The organism is Bacteroides congonensis (assembly GCF_900130125.1).
In the GTDB taxonomy this organism is placed as follows: Bacteria; Bacteroidota; Bacteroidia; order Bacteroidales; family Bacteroidaceae; genus Bacteroides; species Bacteroides congonensis.
On the sequence record NZ_FQXY01000009.1, the window covers coordinates 981,632 to 1,001,824 of the forward strand.

Sequence of the window (20,193 nt, forward strand, 5' to 3'; positions counted from 1 at the left end):
CCTACATGTGCAAGGTAGCATCCAATAACAGGTTACAATCTTCCGTCAACTAAATCCTTCTTCATTATACCTTTAACATCAAAGATGATATGTTTATCCTTAAGCAAAGCAGTGACATCCAAATCGTTGAACTTATGGTGAGCAACAGCCATAATTGCGGTATCGAATTTGTCAGAGGGAAGAGTATTAGTGATTTCAATGCCATATTCACGTTTTGCGACGGCAGGATTGGCCCACGGATCGTAAACGGTGATATGAACATTATATTCCTGCAATGCACGGTAAATATCAACTATTTTCGTATTACGAACGTCCGGACAGTTTTCTTTGAAGGTGAAGCCTAAAATGAGAATATTTGAATCTAAAACTTGAATGCCTTTCTTTAACATCAATTTCACTACTTGCGTGGCGACATATTCCCCCATACCATCATTCATGCGACGACCAGCTAAAATTATTTCGGGATTATAGCCATAACGTTGTGCACATTGTGCCAAATAGTAAGGGTCGACACCAATACAATGACCGCCTACCAGTCCTGGCTTGAATGGAAGAAAATTCCACTTCGTAGAAGCGGCTTCCAACACATCAAGTGTGTCAATATTCATCTTGGTAAAGATTTTAGAAAGTTCGTTCACGAAAGCAATATTGATATCCCGCTGTGAATTTTCTATCACTTTGGCAGCTTCGGCTACTTTTATTGTGGGGGCAAGATGTGTTCCGGCAAGAATTACGGAAGCATATACCTCGTTCACTTTCTTTCCTATTTCTAAAGTAGAACCGGAAGTTACTTTCTTTATTTTCTCTACCGTATGCAATTTATCTCCCGGATTAATTCGTTCAGGAGAATAACCTGCAAAAAAATCCTCATTAAATTTCAAGCCTGAAACTTTTTCGACTACAGGAATACACTCGTCTTCTGTCACACCAGGATAGACTGTAGATTCATAGACAACAATATCTCCTTTTGAAATAACCTTACCAACTGTAGTACTTGCACTATAAAGTGGTGTCAGATCCGGATTGTTGTTCTCATCTACAGGTGTAGGAACAGCAACTACATAAAAATTACAATCCCTGATCTTTTCAATATCCGCCGTACAAATAAAGCCATTGGCTAGGGCCGATTGTAATAACTCATCGGACACTTCAAGCGTAGCATCGTGACCAGCCATTAAAGCATCTACACGCGATTGATTCATATCAAAACCGACAGTTCTATATTTTGTCGAAAAAAGGCGGGCTAAAGGAAGTCCAACATAACCAAGACCGATTACGCAAATTTTAATCTCATTCATTACTTTATGTTATTGTTGTTGATTTATTAAATATTTTTCCAATACCAACGTACAGCCTCTCTCAAGCCATCGCGCATACTATATTGGGGTTCATAGTTGAGAAGGGTCTTAGCCTTATCAATACAGGCTAAAGAATGTGGAATATCTCCCTGTCTATTTGGTCCGTGAACCACTTCTACATTAGAGATATCAGAGTCATATTCACTTAAAAATTCTTTCAAATAACCTACAAGCATATTTAATGTAGTGCGTTCACCAAAAGCAGTGTTATATACTTGGTTTACAGCATTAGGATTAGTGGTAGTTATAGCCAGCAAATTCATCTGTATCACATTGTCAATATAGGTAAAGTCGCGACTATATTCACCATCACCATTAATTACCGGGCTTTCGTGTGCCATGAATTTCTTCACAAACAGAGGAATTACCGCTGCATACGCTCCAAAAGGATCTTGACGACGACCAAACACATTGAAATAACGCAATCCGATATATTCCAAACCATATGTCTTAGTAAAAACATCGGCATATAATTCATTTACATATTTAGTGATCGCATAAGGAGACAATGGCTTACCAATCACATCCTCCACTTTAGGTAAAGATTTACTATCACCATAGGTGGATGAACTTGCTGCGAATACAAAACGCTTTACCCCTGCATCACGAGAAGCAACCAACATATTGAGAAAACCACCGATATTCACATCATTCGTCGTTATCGGATCTTTTATAGAACGCGGAACAGAACCTAAGGCGGCTTCATGTAATACGTATTCCATACCATCAACAGCTTTACAGCAATCATCCATTTTACGAATGTCACCTACCATTAACTCAAAAGTAGATGGATAATTTGCCAACAAAGGCAAAATATTTTCCGATTTTCCCGTAGCAAAATTATCTAAGCAACGCACTTTGTGCCCTTGTGACAATAAATACTCACACAGATTGGAACCTATAAATCCGGCTCCACCCGTTACTAATACTTTCATGTTTATTGTATTTTAATTAACCTACTTGGATATGTTTATCAATCATATAATATGCAGATAAGTTTTGTACCACTTTCTTCCAGTTATCTTTTCATGTTTTACAATCGCACGATTTATAATAATATGTAATACGCACCAAAACACTAAATCAAACAACAACATAAATGTTGCATTTATATAAAAAGACAATATAAAATTAGCTGCTACTAGAAAGAGCGATAATAATAATAATGTAACCATCACAGTACGCACCCTAATTCCAGTACGCAATAACTTATGATGAATATGATTCTTATCCGGCAAAAAAGGATTGCGACCATCTTTTGCTCGAGAATAAAATACACGCACTACATCAAGTAAAGGAATAAGTAGCGTAGAAATAGTTACCATATTCAGATTTAATTCAAACGGATCCCAAGACTCTTGCCGTGTCCAAAAATGAAGAATCAAAAAACTAAGGATATAACCGAGAGTAAGACTTCCGGCATCTCCCATAAAGAGTTTTCGACCTGATATGCTGAATACATTATAATAATAGAAAGTAGCGACCACTCCCAAAGTAGCGGAAGCTAAAAGAGCATGAGTCCACTGCCCTACAAATGCACAGACTATGATTAACAATCCCAATGCAATACAAGTAAGCCCCGAAGCCAAACCATCAATTCCGTCTATCAAATTAATAGCATTCGTAATATAGACTACAAGAAAAACAGTCAGAGGCATACCTATAAATGCAGGGATGGCATGAAGCCCTAATAATCCGCCCAAATCGTTAATCCAAAGACCGGAAAGTGGAAGAAAAGAGGCAGAAAGAATCTGTACTACAAATTTATACCGATACCCTACTCCCACCAAGTCATCCGCCACTCCAACAAGATAAAGCAATGTTGTGCCGGCAACGAGGAAAAGATAACGCATGAATAAACAAGACGACCATACGGGAGCAACAGGTTCATTCATATAATAACGGATTCCTGTAATAACACACAAAGATATTAGTATAACAGGCAGAAAAGCCAGACCGCCCAAACGAGGAACGGGAGTCTTATGTACTTTACGGGCATCAGGAACGTCAAAGAGACGTTTCTTATAAGAAATAAATATTATTCTTGGAATAACAATAGTAGCTAACAGTACTGAAAGTAAAAAAGTACCTCCAATATAAATATACATCATAATAAATTATCGTATTTTAGGCTTAATTCTTTTCTCCAATCGGTTCTACATATCCCGCCGGCATATCCGCACAAGCACATCCTAACATGTTTAACCGGACAGCTATTTTACTTTTTCCATCCACCATTACAAGTTCCCCAACAAGTCCTGTCAAAGGCCCTTTGACAACACGTACTTTCTCACCACGTGCCAAAGGAGCGCTGTTCATGCAAATTGCATCTTCCGAATAGTCAAGCATAAAACGAAAACGAGCCATTTGTTCATCAGGTATTACAGTCGGACTACTCTCACCACGCATTACCATATATCGACTTACTGTAGAAAAGGAAAGAACCTCTTTACGTTCTTTCGGATCTGCATGCACAAATACCATCATTGGAAGTAGTACGGATTCAACCACTTTACGGCGGTCGCTCCATTGATGTATTTCCTGTTGGACTGGTACGAAATTTTCAATCCCCATCTTTGCCAAACGTTCTGCTACCTTCTTCTCATGGTGCATACGCACGAGAGCTACATACCAGCGTTTAGAGTGTGCTACGCCTTCCCCTGTCCCAATATTAGGCCCAGCAATTAAAGTTCCTTCTTTTCTTAGAATCATACTTTTTTACCCCTTATATTTCTGTTACTTCTTAGGTAACGGAAACACAGACACCTGATAACAAGGCACAATAAAAAAGAAGAAATGCATACAAAAAGGGAAAGTTATGGAGATATTGCCTGATATACAGAGGATTCCTTTCAGTGCAGACAATAGAAATCATTGAACATGAGAAAAAAAACATTTCATGTTCGAATACATTTTTGCTATATATTTAAATAAAAAGAGAAAAAAAAGGAATTTTGCTTGTACGCTATTAACAATTTTGTCTATATTTGCACCGAATAATTTCCGTTACCTAAGAAGTAACAACAGCATTACATATCTAAATATCAGATACTTAATACACAATTCACACAATCCCCTTACAATTCTTAACGTAAGAATAATTTAACTTATTTACTTTTGTTCGTTCGTTCAAATCAAAGCCTTTTAAATAGATTTGTGTTGTTTTTATAGATTTGTGCCCTAACGATTCACTTATCATTTCAATAGGAACTCCCCTATATTTAGCAGTAGTAGCCCAAGAGTGCCTGAATGTATAAGAAGTAACAGCCGAATGAATATGCAATTTTTTGGCTAAACTCTTCAGGTCATTATTAAAACAACGCAAAGTAGATTGATATTCTTTATAAGCCGCTTCTTCATCACGCTTGTTCTTACCGCTCAATATATAAAAAAGATAATCAGGGTATTCGGGAAGAACCGAAGAGTGGAAATTACGAAGCCGGGAAACAATACCGGACGCTGATTCCAATACTTCCACACTCATAGGAGTTCCTGTCTTGGTACGATTGTATTTCAGAATATTCCCTTCCAGGTTTGACTTTTCCAAATGAGCCAAATCGACAAAAGGCATTCCACTGAATAAAAACAATAAATTGGCTATAGCCTGTGTCCGGCGCAATTTCTCGGACTGCGGGTCTTTGTAAAGCAATGTGTGCAGTTCGTTCACCGGAATGGCTTTTTTCTGGCGAGTATCCACTCCGGTAAATACATCCCGAAACAAACGATGCACATAAGGAGCCTGATGTGTATCCACCCCTTTATTGTATATGCAGCGCAACATCCGCATATAAGTAGATACAGTGTTAAGCTTCAAACGGCAAGCCAGCAAGTAATTACTATACCGCTTCAAGTTTTCACGAGTAATTTGTTTGAATGACACACATGATGTTCCACAAAACACAGTGAAAGAACGTAGCGCATTCTCATAAACATGTGCCGTAGCATAGCGCCCCTCACGGCGCAAGCACTCCACATAATTGTTTACACATACAGTAAATCCGTCTTTTCTCATAATTTACTATTATTATTAATTTATAAAATCAGCATGATATTACAAGAAATAGAACGAATTTCCAATAAAGATAGCTGTTTACTAAGATTTTCTTATGAAGTTTTTAATAACCTATACGATTTAATACCAAAATTGGCACATTAATCAGTAAGTAAATAAAAAAGGTCGCTCCTGAATAACAAGAACGACCTTTTCATTTTTTCATTTCAGCAGAACGCTGTCATACTATCGAAAGCATGACAGCACATTACTTATATTCCGCCCAACTCTTGATAGCAATATCATCAATACTCATCGTACAGAAAGCATTAATAAAAGCACTGGCAAGACGGGCATTGGTTATCAGCGGGATATTGAGGTCAATGGCTGCACGACGAATCTTGTAGCCGTTGTCCAACTCTCCGGCTGTCAGGTTCTTCGGAATATTGACTACCATATCTATCTCCTTACTGTGAAGCATTTCCAATGCTTGCGGATGTCCCTCTTCGCTCGGCCAATAGACATGGGTACTTTCAATACCATTTTCAGCAAGTGTACTATGCGTACCTCCGGTTGCAAAGAGTTTGTATCCTTTGTTCACCAGCATGCGGGCAGCGTCCATCATATCGGCTTTCTGCTTCATCGTACCTGTTGAAAGCAGGATGTTCTTCTTCGGAATGCGATAGCCTACGGCAAGCATTGCTTTTAGAACGGCACAAGAGGTATCCATACCGATACACCCTACTTCACCGGTAGAAGCCATATCTACGCCCAGGACAGGGTCGGCTTTCTGTAAGCGGTTGAAGGAGAATTGAGAAGCCTTGATTCCGACATAATCCAGTTCGAAAAGGTTCTTCTCCGGTTTCTCAACAGGCAGACCGAGCATCACTTTCGTCGCCAGTTCGATAAAATTTATCTTTAATACTTTGCTGACAAACGGGAAAGAACGACTGGCACGCAGGTTACATTCAATCACCTTGATATCATTGTCTTTTGCCAGGTATTGGATATTGAACGGGCCGGAGATATTTAATGCTTTGGCAATCTCACGGCTGATACGTTTGATACGACGCACTGTTTCCACATAGAGTTTTTGCGGCGGAAACTGGATAGTAGCGTCACCGGAGTGTACTCCTGCAAACTCGATATGCTCACTGATAGCATAAGCTACAATCTCGCCATTTTGTGCTACGGCATCCATTTCCACCTCCTTGGCGTGCTCGATAAACTGGCTTACCACTACCGGATGCTTCTTTGATACATTGGCTGCCAGTTTCAGGAAACGTTCCAGTTCTTCCTGATTGGAGCAGACATTCATTGCAGCACCTGAAAGTACATAAGACGGACGGACAAGTACAGGGAAGCCTACTTCATCGACAAATTCATTGATGTCCTCCATAGACGTCAACTCACGCCAACGCGGTTGGTCTACACCGATACGGTCAAGCATGGCAGAGAACTTTTCGCGGTCTTCGGCATTGTCAATGCTCTTCGCACTTGTGCCGAGGATATTGATATTCTGTGCATCCAGACGCAAGGCGAGATTATTCGGAATTTGCCCACCGGTAGATACAATGACACCATGCGGATTTTCGAGTTCAAGAATATCCATGACGCGTTCGAAAGTCAGTTCGTCGAAGTACAGGCGGTCGCACATGTCATAGTCCGTAGACACGGTTTCGGGATTATAGTTAATCATGACACTGCGCCATCCTTCCTTACGGATGGTATTCAATGCCTGAACACCGCACCAGTCAAATTCTACGGAAGAACCGATACGATAAGCACCGGAACCGAGTACGACAATGGATTTATGGTCGCCCAGATAATGCACGTCATTAGCTACACCGCTATAAGTGAGGTACAGATAGTTGGTCTGTGCCGGATATTCAGCCGCCAGGGTATCAATCTGTTTCACTACCGGAAGGATACCCGCGCTCTTACGATGATTGCGGACATAGAGGATACCGTCTTCCATATCACCTTCGTAGCCGATGGCACGGGCAATTTGGAAATCGGAGAAGCCCTGCACTTTCGCTTTGCGAAGCAAATCGTTCGGCAGGTCGGTAATCTGTTTGTGATTGTTTCCCCAACTATGCAGTTCTTCCGAAGTTTTCATAATGTTCATCAACTTCTGAAGAAACCATTTGTCAATCTTCGTCAGTTCATGTACCTGGTCGATAGTATATCCGGCACGGAAAGCCTTTGAGATAACGAAGATACGTTTATCGGTCGGTTCGCGCAGAGCTTTATCAATATCAGAAATAACCAGTTCCTTGTTTTCCACAAATCCGTGCATTCCCTGTCCAATCATACGAAGACCTTTTTGGATAGCTTCTTCGAAGGTGCGGCCGATAGCCATTACCTCACCGACAGATTTCATGGAAGAACCGAGTTCCTTATCTACGCCGTGGAATTTGCCTAAGTCCCAACGGGGTATTTTACATACCACATAGTCCAGTGCCGGTTCGAAGAAAGCGGAAGTCGTTTTTGTTACAGAGTTCTTCAAGTCGAAGAGTCCGTAGCCCAATCCCAACTTGGCAGCAACAAAAGCCAACGGATAACCGGTTGCTTTGGATGCCAGAGCCGACGAACGGGAAAGACGGGCGTTTACTTCAATCACACGGTAATCTTCGGATTCAGGGTCGAATGCATATTGCACGTTACATTCACCCACAATACCGATATGGCGGATAATACGGATGGCAAGTTCACGAAGTTTATGATATTCCTTGTTAGTAAGTGTTTGAGACGGAGCGATAACGATAGACTCACCCGTATGGATACCCAATGGGTCGAAATTTTCCATATTACAAACGGTGATACAGTTATCGAAGCGGTCACGTACTACCTCATATTCCACTTCTTTCCAGCCGCGGAGTGATTTCTCGACCAACACCTGAGGGGAGAAAGCGAATGCTTTTTCTACTAAAACATCCAGTTGCTCTTCATTGTCACAGAAACCTGAACCCAGGCCACCTAATGCGTAGGCAGCACGGACAATCACCGGATAGCCCAGTTCTTTCGCTGCACGGCGGGCGTCTGCCGCATTTTCTACGGCTTCGCTTTTGATGGTCTTTACATTGATTTCATTCAGTTTCTGAACGAAAAGTTCGCGGTCTTCGGTATCCATAATAGCCTGTACCGGAGTACCGAGCACCTTGACGTTATATTTTTCAAGAATGCCTTCCTTATACAAGGCGACACCGCAGTTCAGAGCTGTCTGACCGCCAAATGCCAACATGATACCTTCGGGCTTCTCTTTCTGAATCACCTTTTCTACGAAATACGGAGTCACGGGAAGGAAGTAGATTTGATCTGCCACTCCCTCTGAAGTCTGTACCGTAGCAATATTCGGATTGATAAGAACCGTTTCAATCCCTTCTTCTTTCAAGGCTTTGAGTGCCTGCGAACCGGAATAGTCGAACTCGCCGGCTTCACCGATTTTCAGGGCACCGGAACCCAGCAGTAATACTTTCTTTATATTTTCTTTCATAATGGTCGGTTATTTAAGCAGGTTTACAAATTCGTCGAACAGAAATTCCGTATCCGTAGGGCCACTGGCTGCTTCCGGATGGAACTGCGCAGAGAACCAAGGATTCTTTTTGTGTTTGATTCCTTCGTTGGAGCCATCATTCATATTGATGAACAACGGTTCCCAATCTGCTGTTAACGTATTGTTGTCTACGGCATAACCGTGGTTTTGTGAAGTAATGAAGCAACGTTCCGTACCTACCATGCGTACCGGTTGGTTATGGCTGCGGTGTCCGTATTTCAGTTTATAAATCCGCGCTCCGCCTGCTTTTGAAAGTAGCTGGTTACCCATACAGATTCCGAAGATAGGGAGTTTTTCGCTCTTCATCGCTTTGCGGATATTCTGGACGGCAGCATCACAAGTGTCCGGGTCACCCGGGCCGTTGGAAATAAACAGTCCGTCAAATTCGAGTCCGTTATAGTCATAATCCCAAGGCACGCGAATCACTTCGACATCACGTTTCAGCAGGCAACGGATAATATTCGTCTTCACACCGCAATCCACCAGGACTACTTTCTTCTTATCAACTCCTTCATTATAACGAATCACTTCCTTGCAGCTTACCTTGTCTACATAGTTGATGCCTGCGTACTTTGCTTCGGGCACATTGTCCGGTTCATCATCAAAGATAATCTTTCCCATCATCACTCCATGTTCGCGAAGTACTTTTGTCAGTTCGCGGGTATCAATACCTGTGATGCCGGGAACTTTTTCGCGTTTCAACCAGTCGCCCAGGCTTTCCACTGCATTCCAGTGACTGTATTCATAAGAATAGTCACTTACGATAATCGCTTCCGCATGAATCTTTTCGCTTTCCATGAAAGTAGCCAGTCCATTCGGTTCGATTGTAAAAGGAGGAACACCGTAGTTACCCACCAAAGGATAGGTAAGAGTCATCAACTGTCCGGCATATGAAGGGTCAGTGAGGCTCTCCGGATACCCAGTCATGGCGGTATTAAAAACTACTTCGCCCGCCACCGGCTTCTCGTAGCCAAACGACTTGCCGGAAAACCGGCTCCCGTCGTCAAGGATTAATGTCACATTTCTCATTCTTTTTATTGAATCGTTGTATGGTTGTTAGAATTGATACATCTGCTCGATGTAGTCGATGAATGCCTTATTCACCAGTTTCACACCGCCTGGTGTAGGATAATTGCCGCTAAAGTACCAGTCGCCCGTATGATTCGGGCAAGCCTCGTGAAGTCCTTCCAACGGTTGATAGACGATTTCGACTTTGGCTTTCGTTCCTTTCGGTGTCAGCAGCTCCACCATTTTGGCAGAGATTTCTTCGTCGGTGAAAGGCGCATAGATATCTTTTACGTAGTTCACCATTTGCTCTTTCGGCAGTCCCACCTGATCTTTGGATTTACGATATGCAGCCGCAATCACGTCTTTCATATCGCGTTCTTTCAGAAGTTCGACAGCCGCCCTGAAAGCGATAAATTCGCTCATCTTTGCCATATCTATACCATAATAATCGGGATAGCGCACTTGCGGGGAAGAGGATACGATGACAATCTTCTTCGGCCCGAGACGGTCGAGAATACCGATAATGCTTTGTTTCAAAGTGGTGCCACGCACAATGCTGTCGTCGATAATCACCAGGTTGTCAACGCCGGGGACAAGACTTCCGTAAGTAATATCGTACACATGGGCTGCCAGGTCATTGCGGCTATTTCCTTCGGCGATGAAAGTACGGAGTTTGATATCCTTGATAGCCACCTTTTCGCTACGGATACGGCGGGAAAGAATCACTTCCAGTTCTTCCAGATTCGGATTATGCCCCAATGCGGCGATTTGCCGTACTTTCTCTTCGTTGAGATAATCATCCAGTCCCTGCAACATTCCGTAGAAAGCGACTTCTGCGGTGTTGGGGATGAAAGAGAAAACCGTATGGTCAATGTCGTTATTGATAGCTTTCAGTATTCTCGGGACTAGTTTCCCGCCCAGTTGTTTCCTTTCCTTATAAATATCAACATCACTGCCACGGGAGAAGTAGATACGCTCGAAAGAGCAAGCGTGTTTCTCACGCGGTTTGATGATTTGCGAAGTGCGGATTTTGCCCTCTTTGCTAATCAGTAACGCTTGCCCCGGTTGCAGTTCCTTGATTTCTTCGAATGGAACATTCAAGGCAGTCTGGATGACCGGACGTTCGGAAGCCAATACGGCTATCTCGTCATCCTGGTACCAAAATGCGGGACGAATCCCCCACGGGTCGCGGATAGCGAAAGATTCACCGCTTCCGGTCAGACCGCAGATTACGTATCCCCCATCCCATTCGCGACTGGAAGTACGCAGGACATTGGCAAGGTCAATATGATCTTCTATATAGTTAGTGATGCCCATGCCTGTAAGTCCGTCCGCTTCGGCAAGATTGAAGACACGTTCCACTTCACGGTCGAGACGATGTCCCATTTGTTCCAACATGATATATGTATCGGCATATTTACGGGGATGCTGACCGATGGCAGTGATACGGGCAAATATCTCGTCCACATTCGTCATATTGAAGTTTCCGCAGAGAGCCAGATTCTTGGCACGCCAGTTATTCCTTCTCAAGAACGGATGTACGTAGGAGATTCCCGACTTTCCTGTGGTTGAATAACGGAGATGTCCCATATATGCTTCGCCGGCAAAAGGCAAAGTACGCTTGGCATACTCCGCGTCATGCAGTTGTTCGGAAGTAAGGTCTTTGAAATTGCTCTGGACATTCTCAAAAATTTCTGTGATGGCTCCCGAACCCAAGGCACGTTCACGAAACATATATTCTTCACCCGGATTCGCTTCCAGTTTCACACACGCCAATCCTGCACCTTCCTGTCCGCGGTTATGTTGTTTTTCCATCAACAGGTAGAGTTTATTAAGACCGTACATCCATGTCCCGTACTTTTTCTCATAATACTCCAACGGTTTGAGCAGGCGTATCATGGCAACGCCACATTCATGTTTCAATTGTTCCATCTATTTATTTACTATTTGACAATTTACTTTTTACTATTTGCCAATTTGCCATTTGGTAATTTATTCTACTGTCACCGACTTTGCCAGGTTTCTTGGTTGGTCTACATCCATTCCCTTGCATACGGCAATATGATACGCAAGTAATTGGAGAGGTACCGTAGTGATTAACGGATTAAGGCACTCTATTGTTTCGGGAAGCTCGATACTGCAATCGGCAATCTTGCTGATAACCGTATCGCCTTTTGTCACAAAGGCAATCACCCGTCCTTTCCGCGCCTTGATTTCCTGTATATTACTCAGTACTTTTTCATACAGACCGTTTTGGGTGGCAATCACCACTACCGGCATTTCAGCGTCAATCAAGGCAATCGGCCCGTGCTTCATCTCCGCAGCCGGATAACCTTCGGCGTGAATATACGAAATTTCTTTCAATTTCAACGCACCTTCGAGAGCTACGGGATAACTATATCCACGTCCCAAATATATAAAGTTGTGCGCATAGGTGAATGTTTTCGAGAGTTCCGCCAGTTTATCATTCAGCTTCAGGACTTCCTTCATCTTCTCCGGAATATGGTTTAATTCCCTCACGACTGAAAGATAATAGGATTCGTCAATGGTTCCTTTCGCTTTGGCAAGTGTCAATGCCAACATGACGAGCACAGTGACCTGTCCCGTAAACGCTTTGGTGGAAGCCACGCCGATTTCCGGGCCTACGTGGATATACGAACCGGTATGAGTGGCACGTGGAATGGATGAGCCGATGGCATTACAAATTCCATATATAAATGCTCCACGGCTCTTTGCCAATTCCACGGCAGCCAGCGTATCGGCTGTCTCACCGCTTTGCGAGATGGCAATCACGACATCTTCTTCGTTAATCACAGGGTCGCGGTAACGGAATTCGGAAGCATATTCTACTTCTACCGGTATGCGGCAGAAACTTTCAATCAGTTGTTTGCCGATAAGTCCGGCGTGCCAGGAAGTTCCGCAAGCCACGATAATAAACCGTTTGGCATTCAGCAGTCTTTCCTTATTATCAATCACAGCCGAAAGCACCACATTGTCCGCTTCTACATTAATACGCCCGCGCATACAGTCATGGATACAATCCGGCTGCTCGAAAATCTCTTTCAGCATAAAGTGGGAATAGCCGCCTTTCTCCAACTGACCGAGTTTCAATTCCACCTTCTTCACTTCGGGAGTCGTTTCGACATTATTCAGGTCGACGACCTTTAATTCTTCCTCCCTGTTTATAACGGCAATCTCACCGTCTTCCAGATAAACCACCTTATCCGTGTATTCTACAATCGGAGTGGCATCCGAAGCCAGGAAGAATTCATCTTCGCCAATCCCCACTACCAGCGGACTGCTTTTGCGTGCCGCAATAATCTCATCCGGATGCTCTTTATCAAGAATCGCAATCGCATAAGCACCAATCACCTCTCCCAACGCCAACTGAACGGCTGCCAGTAGACTAACCCGGTTGGTAACTTTCATGTATTCTATTAATTGAACGAGAACTTCGGTATCTGTACTGCTTTTGAAGAGGTAGCCTTTGGCTTGAAGTTTTTCTTTGAGAACGGCGTAGTTTTCAATGATACCGTTGTGAATGAGAGCGAGTTTTTCGGAAGAAGAGTAATGAGGATGAGCGTTAGCGGAACAAGGTTCCCCGTGAGTAGCCCAGCGGGTATGGGCAATTCCGATTGTACCGGAAATATCTTTCTGTGTGACGAAATTTTCGAGTTCGGAGACTTTACCTTTCGTCTTGTACACATTTAACTGTTGGTTATCACTAATTAATGCTACCCCTGCGCTGTCATATCCACGATACTCCAGTCGCTTCAGCCCTTTGATAAGGATAGGGTAGGCTTTTCTTTTACCAATATAGCCTACTATTCCACACATATTATGATATTTTTATTTCGGCTGCAAATATACATATTAGAAATAACATAAAGACAACAAAAACAATATTTATTTGACACAAGAGCACAAAAAAGTTATAAACACATCAAAAAGTTAAATAATATATTATTTTTAGCTCAAAAAGAAACAAATTACAATTAGAATGGAATCATCCCGTATCAAATAACAGATTAAAAGCAAATTCAATGTTTTCATTTACAAATTAAAAGAAGAAAGAACTTAGTTATTATTTCGTGTCACAGAAAAGCAATATTTTACTATCATTATGAAATTAAATATTTAATTTTGCCGAACAAATTGACACATCAAATAGGTATTATCATACAATAAAGCTAGTAAGAATGAAAAAACAAGAACTTTTTAACAACGAAACAAAAGGATTCCCTTACCAACGACAGCCCCGACAAGCGGGCTTGTACGATGCGGCATACGAACACGATGCCTGCGGTGTTGGTATGCTGGTCAACATTCACGGAGAAAAGTCACACGATGTTGTTGAGTCGGCTTTAAAGGTATTGGAAAACATGCGCCATCGCGGTGCTGAAGGTGCTGATAACAAGACCGGGGACGGCGCAGGTATCCTGCTGCAAATTCCGCATGAGTTCATCTTATTGCAAGGTATTCCCGTCCCGGAAAAGGGTCGGTATGGTACCGGCCTGCTCTTTCTTCCGAAAAATGATAAAGACCAAGGAGCTATTTTAAGTATCATTATTGAGGAAATTGAAAAAGAAGGACTTACATTGATGCATCTGCGCAACGTGCCCACTTGTCCTGAAATTCTGGGAGAAGCTGCCTTAGCCAATGAGCCGGACATCAAGCAGGTGTTTATCACCGGATTTACGGAGACGGAAACGGCTGACCGGAAATTGTATCTCATCCGTAAAAGAATTGAGAATAAAGTCAGATTGTCATCCATTCCGGCAAAAGATGATTTTTATGTCGTTTCTCTCTCTACAAAAAGTATTATATATAAAGGTATGCTTTCGTCGTTGCAACTGCGCAACTACTACCCCGACCTGACGAACAGTTATTTTACCAGCGGACTGGCACTGGTACACTCCCGTTTCAGTACCAACACGTTTCCTACATGGGGATTGGCACAGCCTTTCCGTCTCCTGGCTCATAATGGTGAAATCAATACCATCCGTGGCAACCGCGGATGGATGGAAGCTCGTGAAAGCGTACTCTCCAGTCCAACTTTGGGAGACATCAAGGAGATTCGGCCGATTATACAACCGGGTATGAGTGACAGCGCTTCATTGGATAATGTACTGGAATTTCTCGTAATGTCGGGGTTGAGTTTACCGCACGCAATGGCGATGCTTGTGCCGGAATCATTTAATGAGAAGAACCCCATCAGCGAAGAACTGAAGGCATTTTATGAATACCACTCCATCCTGATGGAACCGTGGGACGGGCCGGCTGCCCTGCTTTTCAGCGACGGACGCTTTGCCGGTGGTATGCTCGACCGTAACGGTCTTCGTCCCGCCCGCTATCTGATTACGAAAAACGATATGATGGTAGTGGCATCCGAAGTGGGCGTGATGGATTTCGAACCTGGGGATATCAGGGAGAAAGGCCGTTTGCAGCCCGGCAAGATTTTACTGGTGGATACGGAGAAGGGTGAAATCTATTATGACGGCGAATTGAAAAGACAATTGGCTGAAGCCAAACCGTATCGTATGTGGTTATCTACCAACCGCATCGAACTGGATGAATTGAAAAGCGGACGTAAAGTGCCTCATCATATAGAGAATTATGACCGGATGCTGCGCACTTTCGGTTACTCGAAAGAAGATATTGAACGACTGATTATGCCCATGGCAAGTACCGGCGCAGAACCGATTCAATCAATGGGTAACGATACTCCTTTGGCTGTTCTTTCAGACAAACCGCAATTGCTATACAATTATTTCCGCCAGCAGTTTGCGCAGGTTACCAATCCGCCGATTGACCCGTTGCGTGAAGAGCTGGTCATGTCACTGACTGAATATATCGGAGCCGTAGGGATGAATATTCTCACTCCAAGCGAAAGCCATTGCAAAATGGTACGTTTGAATCATCCGATTCTAAGCAATACTCAATTGGATATTTTATGTAATATCCGTTATAAGGGTTTCAAGACAGTCAAACTTCCGATGCTCTTTGAGGTAGCGAAAGGGAAAGCCGGATTGCAGGAAGCATTGGGCAGTCTTTGCAAAATGGCGGAAGAATCCGTGACGGAAGGTGTGAACTATATCATCCTGAGCGACCGTGACGTGGATGCCGGGCATGCAGTAATTCCATCTCTTCTGGCGGTAAGTGCTGTTCATCATCACTTGATTTCGGTAGGCAAACGTGTTCAGACCGCACTGGTAGTAGAAAGCGGTGAAATACGCGAAGTGATGCACGCGGCATTATTACTCGGTTTCGGGGCAAGTGCACTGAATCCGTATATGGCATTTGCCGTTCTTGACAAATTGGTGAAAGACAGAGATATCCAGTTAGACTATGCTACGGCAGAGAAGAATTATATGAAGTCCATCTGCAAAGGTCTGTTCAAGATTATGAGTAAGATGGGTATTTCTACTATCCGTTCCTATCGGGGGGCAAAGATTTTCGAAGCGGTCGGTTTGAGCGAAGAGTTGAGCAAGGCTTACTTCGGCGGACTCGGTTCACCGATTGGGGGTATCCGTCTGGAAGAGATTGCCAGAGATGCCATTGCTTTCCATGAAGAAGGATTTGCAAAGGAAGTCGATGGATTACTGCCGAACAAAGGGTTGTATGCTTTCCGGAAAGACGGAGAAAAACACGCGTGGAATCCGGAAACGATCAGTACGCTGCAATTGGCTACCCGGTTGGGTAGTTATAAGAAATTCAAAGAGTACACGCACTTGGTAGATGAAAAGGAGAAACCTATCTTCTTGCGTGATTTCTTAGGATTCCGTCGCAATCCGATTTCTATTGACCGGGTAGAACCGGTAGAGAATATTCTGCATCGGTTTGTTACGGGCGCCATGTCTTTCGGTTCCATCAGTAAGGAAGCGCACGAGGCAATGGCTATCGCTATGAATAAGATTCACGGGCGCAGTAATACCGGTGAGGGTGGCGAAGATGCTTCACGTTTTCAACCGCTGCCGAATGGCAGTTCCCTGCGAAGTGCCATCAAGCAGGTGGCTTCGGGGCGTTTTGGTGTGACGGCGGAATATTTGGTGAATGCGGATGAGATTCAGATTAAGATAGCGCAGGGTGCGAAACCGGGTGAAGGGGGACAACTTCCGGGATTCAAGGTGAACGATGTGATTGCCAAGACACGTCATTCCATTCCGGGAATTTCTCTGATTTCTCCCCCGCCCCATCACGATATTTATTCGATAGAGGATTTGGCTCAATTGATTTTCGATTTGAAGAATGTGAATCCGCAGGCTAAAATCAGTGTGAAGTTAGTTGCGGAAAGTGGCGTAGGTACGATTGCCGCAGGTGTGGCAAAGGCGAAGGCGGACTTGATTGTTATTTCCGGTGCCGAAGGCGGCACGGGGGCTTCTCCCGCTTCTTCTATCCGCTATGCGGGTATCTCTCCCGAACTGGGCTTGAGCGAGACACAACAGACATTGGTTCTAAACGGGCTTCGCGGCCAGGTAGTTCTGCAAGTTGACGGACAATTGAAAACCGGACGGGACATTATCTTAATGGCATTGATGGGAGCAGAAGAATATGGTTTTGCTACCTCTGCACTGATTGTATTGGGTTGCGTGATGATGCGCAAATGTCATCAGAATACTTGTCCGGTGGGAGTTGCCACACAGGATGAGGAATTGCGCAAACGTTTCCACGGACGCAGCGAATATTTAGTCAACTTTTTCACGTTCCTCGCACAGGAAGTCCGTGAGCATTTGGCTGAAATGGGATTCACCCGAATGGATGATATTATCGGGCGTACGGATTTGATTGAACGTAAGTCTGTTGAACTTAAATCCGTTGAACATATGTCCGTTGAGCATAAATCCGAAGCCCATATTCCGAATCCAAAACATACGTTAATTGATTTCACGAAGATGCTGGCACGCATTGACAACAGTGCCGCTATCCGTCACGTCATCGACCAGGATCATGGAATTTCTACTGTTAAAGATGTAGCTATCATTGATGCTGCCCGGGATGCCATCGAACACGAGAAAGAAATTTCGTTGGAATATACGATTGCGAATACAGACCGGGCCATAGGTGCTATGCTTTCAGGAGTGATTGCGAAAAAGCAGGGCGCCAGGGGATTACCGGAACATACGCTAAACGTGAAGTTCAAAGGTTCGGCAGGTCAGTCTTTCGGTGCGTTCCTTGTGCCGGGTGTCAACTTTAAACTGGAAGGTGAAGCGAACGATTATCTGGGTAAAGGTTTGAGTGGCGGACGTATCGCCGTACTGCCCCCGATCCGCAGTAACTTCGAAGCTGACAAGAACACAATAGCAGGTAACACCTTGCTTTACGGCGCTACAAGCGGGGAAGTATATATCAATGGCCGTGTAGGTGAACGTTTTGCCGTGCGCAACTCGGGTGCTGTCGCCGTAGTAGAAGGTGTAGGCGACCACTGTTGCGAATACATGACCGGTGGCCGTGTAGTAGTTCTCGGACAAACCGGACGTAACTTCGCAGCCGGCATGAGTGGTGGTGTAGCGTATGTATGGAACAAAGACGGGAACTTCGATTATTTCTGTAATATGGAAATGGTAGAATTATCTCTTATCGAAGAAGCCGGCTACCGGAAAGAATTACACGAACTGATTCGCCAACACTACCTGTACACAGGTTCCAAACTGGCACGAACCATGCTCGATGACTGGAATCACTACGTAGACCAATTCATCCAAGTAGTACCCATCGAATACAAAAAGGTATTGCAGGAAGAACAAATGAGAAAGCTACAACAAAAAATCGCAGACATGCAAAGAGACTATTAGGTAGTGATTAACGGTTTAGTGATTAGTGATTAATGAAGGGAAGCTATAAAGATGCACTAATCACTAAACATTAATCACCAACCGTTAATCACTAATCATTAATCACTAATCACTAATCACTAATCACTAATCACTAAAATTATGGGAGATCCTAAAGCATTTCTAAATATACCTCGACAAGAGGCGGGATACCGTCCTGTGAGCGAGCGAATCACTGACTATAGTCAGGTGGAACAGACATTGAATACGAATAGCCGTAAGTTGCAGGCTTCGCGCTGCATGGATTGCGGTGTACCTTTCTGTCACTGGGCGTGTCCGATAGGGAATAAACAACCTGAATGGCAGGATGCGTTGTACAGGGGCAAATGGAGGGAAGCGTATGAAGTGTTATCGTCTACTTGCGATTTTCCGGAATTTACGGGGCGTATCTGCCCGGCTCTTTGCGAGAAATCATGCGTGTTGAAACTTTCGTGTGACCAACCGGTGACTATCCGTGAGAATGAAGCGGCGATTGTGGAAGCTGCTTTCCGTGAAGGATATATACATATACAAACTCCCGAAAGAAATGGAAAGAAAGTTGCAGTAATTGGTGCAGGCCCTGCCGGATTGGTCGTAGCCAACCAGTTGAACCTGAAAGGATACGGTGTTACATTATTTGATAAAGACGAAGCACCCGGCGGATTGCTGCGCTTCGGTATTCCCAACTTCAAACTGGATAAAAACGTAATCGACCGGCGCATGAAAATATTGGCGGCAGAGGGTATTCAATTTGAGATGGGTGTGGAAATAGATGTCAATCATTTGCCGGAAGGTTTCGACGCTTACTGCATCTGTACGGGAACACCGACAGCACGGGATTTGAGTATTCCGGGACGGGAACTGAAAGGCATTCACTTCGCCCTAGAAATGTTGGCTCAACAAAACAGGATTTTGGAAGGTCAGACTTTCCCTAAAGACAAGTTAGTGAATGCCAAAGGAAAGAAAGTACTTGTGATTGGCGGTGGTGATACCGGTTCTGACTGTATCGGAACCAGTGTGCGTCAAGGAGCTGCCAGTGTCACTCAAATTGAAATCATGCCGAAACCACCCGTTGGCTACAATCCCGCTACCCCGTGGCCGCAATGGCCGGTAGTCTTCAAGACGACTTCAAGCCATGAAGAAGGTTGCACACGCCATTGGTGCCTGGCTTCCAATCAATTCCTCGGTAAAAATGGTAAAGTGACAGGTGTTGAGGTGGAAGAAGTAGAATGGATTCCGGCAGCGGATGGCGGGCGCCCGACAATGAAACCTACCGGAAAAAAAGAGGTAATTGAGGCGGATATGGTATTGCTGGCTATGGGATTCTTGAAACCGGAACAACCGCAATTTGCCGATAATGTATTCCTTGCCGGAGATGCAGCTACCGGAGCCAGTTTGGTAGTACGTGCCATGGCAGGCGGACGGAAAGCGGCTGCGGAAATAGATGCTTATTTAACAACCAAAAATTAA

11 protein-coding genes are annotated in these 20,193 nt (G+C 44.0%); 2 read left to right on the forward strand and 9 right to left on the reverse strand.

The window, feature by feature from the left end; genetic code table 11:
* Window positions 1-32: 32 nt before the first annotated feature.
* From BQ7997_RS10820 to glmS, 9 genes are all read right to left on the reverse strand, one after another.
* Window positions 33-1,298 carry a nucleotide sugar dehydrogenase gene (locus BQ7997_RS10820; RefSeq protein WP_073346167.1) on the reverse strand — a complete coding sequence of 422 codons (1,266 nt, stop codon included), beginning with the start codon at window positions 1,296-1,298 and terminating at the stop codon, window positions 33-35.
* A 26-nt stretch (window positions 1,299-1,324) separates the two neighbouring features.
* Window positions 1,325-2,293 (reverse strand): SDR family oxidoreductase, encoded by a 969-nt coding sequence (locus BQ7997_RS10825; protein WP_073346170.1) that lies wholly within the window; start codon window positions 2,291-2,293, stop codon window positions 1,325-1,327.
* A 42-nt stretch (window positions 2,294-2,335) separates the two neighbouring features.
* On the reverse strand, window positions 2,336-3,469 hold the full coding sequence (locus BQ7997_RS10830) for an MraY family glycosyltransferase (protein WP_073346172.1): 1,134 nt from the start codon (window positions 3,467-3,469) through the stop codon (window positions 2,336-2,338).
* 22 nt (window positions 3,470-3,491) lie between these two features.
* Entirely contained in the window at window positions 3,492-4,070 is a 579-nt protein-coding gene (locus BQ7997_RS10835) for a UpxY family transcription antiterminator (RefSeq protein ID WP_044657167.1), read from the reverse strand.
* Window positions 4,071-4,422: 352 nt separating this feature from the next.
* The gene (locus BQ7997_RS10840) at window positions 4,423-5,370 is read right to left on the reverse strand and encodes a tyrosine-type recombinase/integrase (protein WP_073346175.1); all 948 of its coding nucleotides are present in this window, start codon (window positions 5,368-5,370) and stop codon (window positions 4,423-4,425) included.
* Window positions 5,371-5,617: 247 nt separating this feature from the next.
* Window positions 5,618-8,845 (reverse strand): carbamoyl-phosphate synthase (glutamine-hydrolyzing) large subunit, encoded by a 3,228-nt coding sequence (gene carB / locus BQ7997_RS10845; protein WP_073346177.1) that lies wholly within the window; start codon window positions 8,843-8,845, stop codon window positions 5,618-5,620.
* A gap of 9 nt (window positions 8,846-8,854) precedes the next feature.
* The gene (gene carA / locus BQ7997_RS10850) at window positions 8,855-9,934 is read right to left on the reverse strand and encodes a glutamine-hydrolyzing carbamoyl-phosphate synthase small subunit (protein ID WP_073346179.1); all 1,080 of its coding nucleotides are present in this window, start codon (window positions 9,932-9,934) and stop codon (window positions 8,855-8,857) included.
* Between the two features lie 27 nt (window positions 9,935-9,961).
* Window positions 9,962-11,845: an amidophosphoribosyltransferase gene (locus tag BQ7997_RS10855; protein WP_073346181.1), complete on the reverse strand. Its 1,884-nt coding sequence runs from the start codon at window positions 11,843-11,845 to the stop codon at window positions 9,962-9,964.
* A 60-nt stretch (window positions 11,846-11,905) separates the two neighbouring features.
* Entirely contained in the window at window positions 11,906-13,750 is a 1,845-nt protein-coding gene (glmS, locus tag BQ7997_RS10860; RefSeq protein WP_073346184.1) for a glutamine--fructose-6-phosphate transaminase (isomerizing), read from the reverse strand.
* A 362-nt stretch (window positions 13,751-14,112) separates the two neighbouring features.
* Here glmS and gltB point away from each other — a divergent pair, with 362 nt between their 5' ends.
* Together gltB and BQ7997_RS10870 are read left to right on the forward strand one after the other, a co-directional pair.
* The gene (gltB, locus tag BQ7997_RS10865; protein ID WP_073346187.1) at window positions 14,113-18,705 is read left to right on the forward strand and encodes a glutamate synthase large subunit; all 4,593 of its coding nucleotides are present in this window, start codon (window positions 14,113-14,115) and stop codon (window positions 18,703-18,705) included.
* A gap of 141 nt (window positions 18,706-18,846) precedes the next feature.
* A complete protein-coding gene (locus BQ7997_RS10870; RefSeq protein ID WP_073346189.1) occupies window positions 18,847-20,193 on the forward strand; it encodes a glutamate synthase subunit beta in 1,347 nt (448 codons plus the stop codon).

Coding starts and splice junctions, on each gene's coding strand:
- BQ7997_RS10820 (WP_073346167.1), bottom strand. CDS start 1,298: ATGAATGAGATTAAAATTTGCGTAATCGGTCTTGGTTATGTTGGACTT.
- BQ7997_RS10825 (WP_073346170.1), bottom strand. CDS start 2,293: ATGAAAGTATTAGTAACGGGTGGAGCCGGATTTATAGGTTCCAATCTG.
- BQ7997_RS10830 (WP_073346172.1), bottom strand. CDS start 3,469: ATGATGTATATTTATATTGGAGGTACTTTTTTACTTTCAGTACTGTTA.
- BQ7997_RS10835 (WP_044657167.1), bottom strand. CDS start 4,070: ATGATTCTAAGAAAAGAAGGAACTTTAATTGCTGGGCCTAATATTGGG.
- BQ7997_RS10840 (WP_073346175.1), bottom strand. CDS start 5,370: ATGAGAAAAGACGGATTTACTGTATGTGTAAACAATTATGTGGAGTGC.
- carB (WP_073346177.1), bottom strand. CDS start 8,845: ATGAAAGAAAATATAAAGAAAGTATTACTGCTGGGTTCCGGTGCCCTG.
- carA (WP_073346179.1), bottom strand. CDS start 9,934: ATGAGAAATGTGACATTAATCCTTGACGACGGGAGCCGGTTTTCCGGC.
- BQ7997_RS10855 (WP_073346181.1), bottom strand. CDS start 11,845: ATGGAACAATTGAAACATGAATGTGGCGTTGCCATGATACGCCTGCTC.
- glmS (WP_073346184.1), bottom strand. CDS start 13,750: ATGTGTGGAATAGTAGGCTATATTGGTAAAAGAAAAGCCTACCCTATC.
- gltB (WP_073346187.1), top strand. CDS start 14,113: ATGAAAAAACAAGAACTTTTTAACAACGAAACAAAAGGATTCCCTTAC.
- BQ7997_RS10870 (WP_073346189.1), top strand. CDS start 18,847: ATGGGAGATCCTAAAGCATTTCTAAATATACCTCGACAAGAGGCGGGA.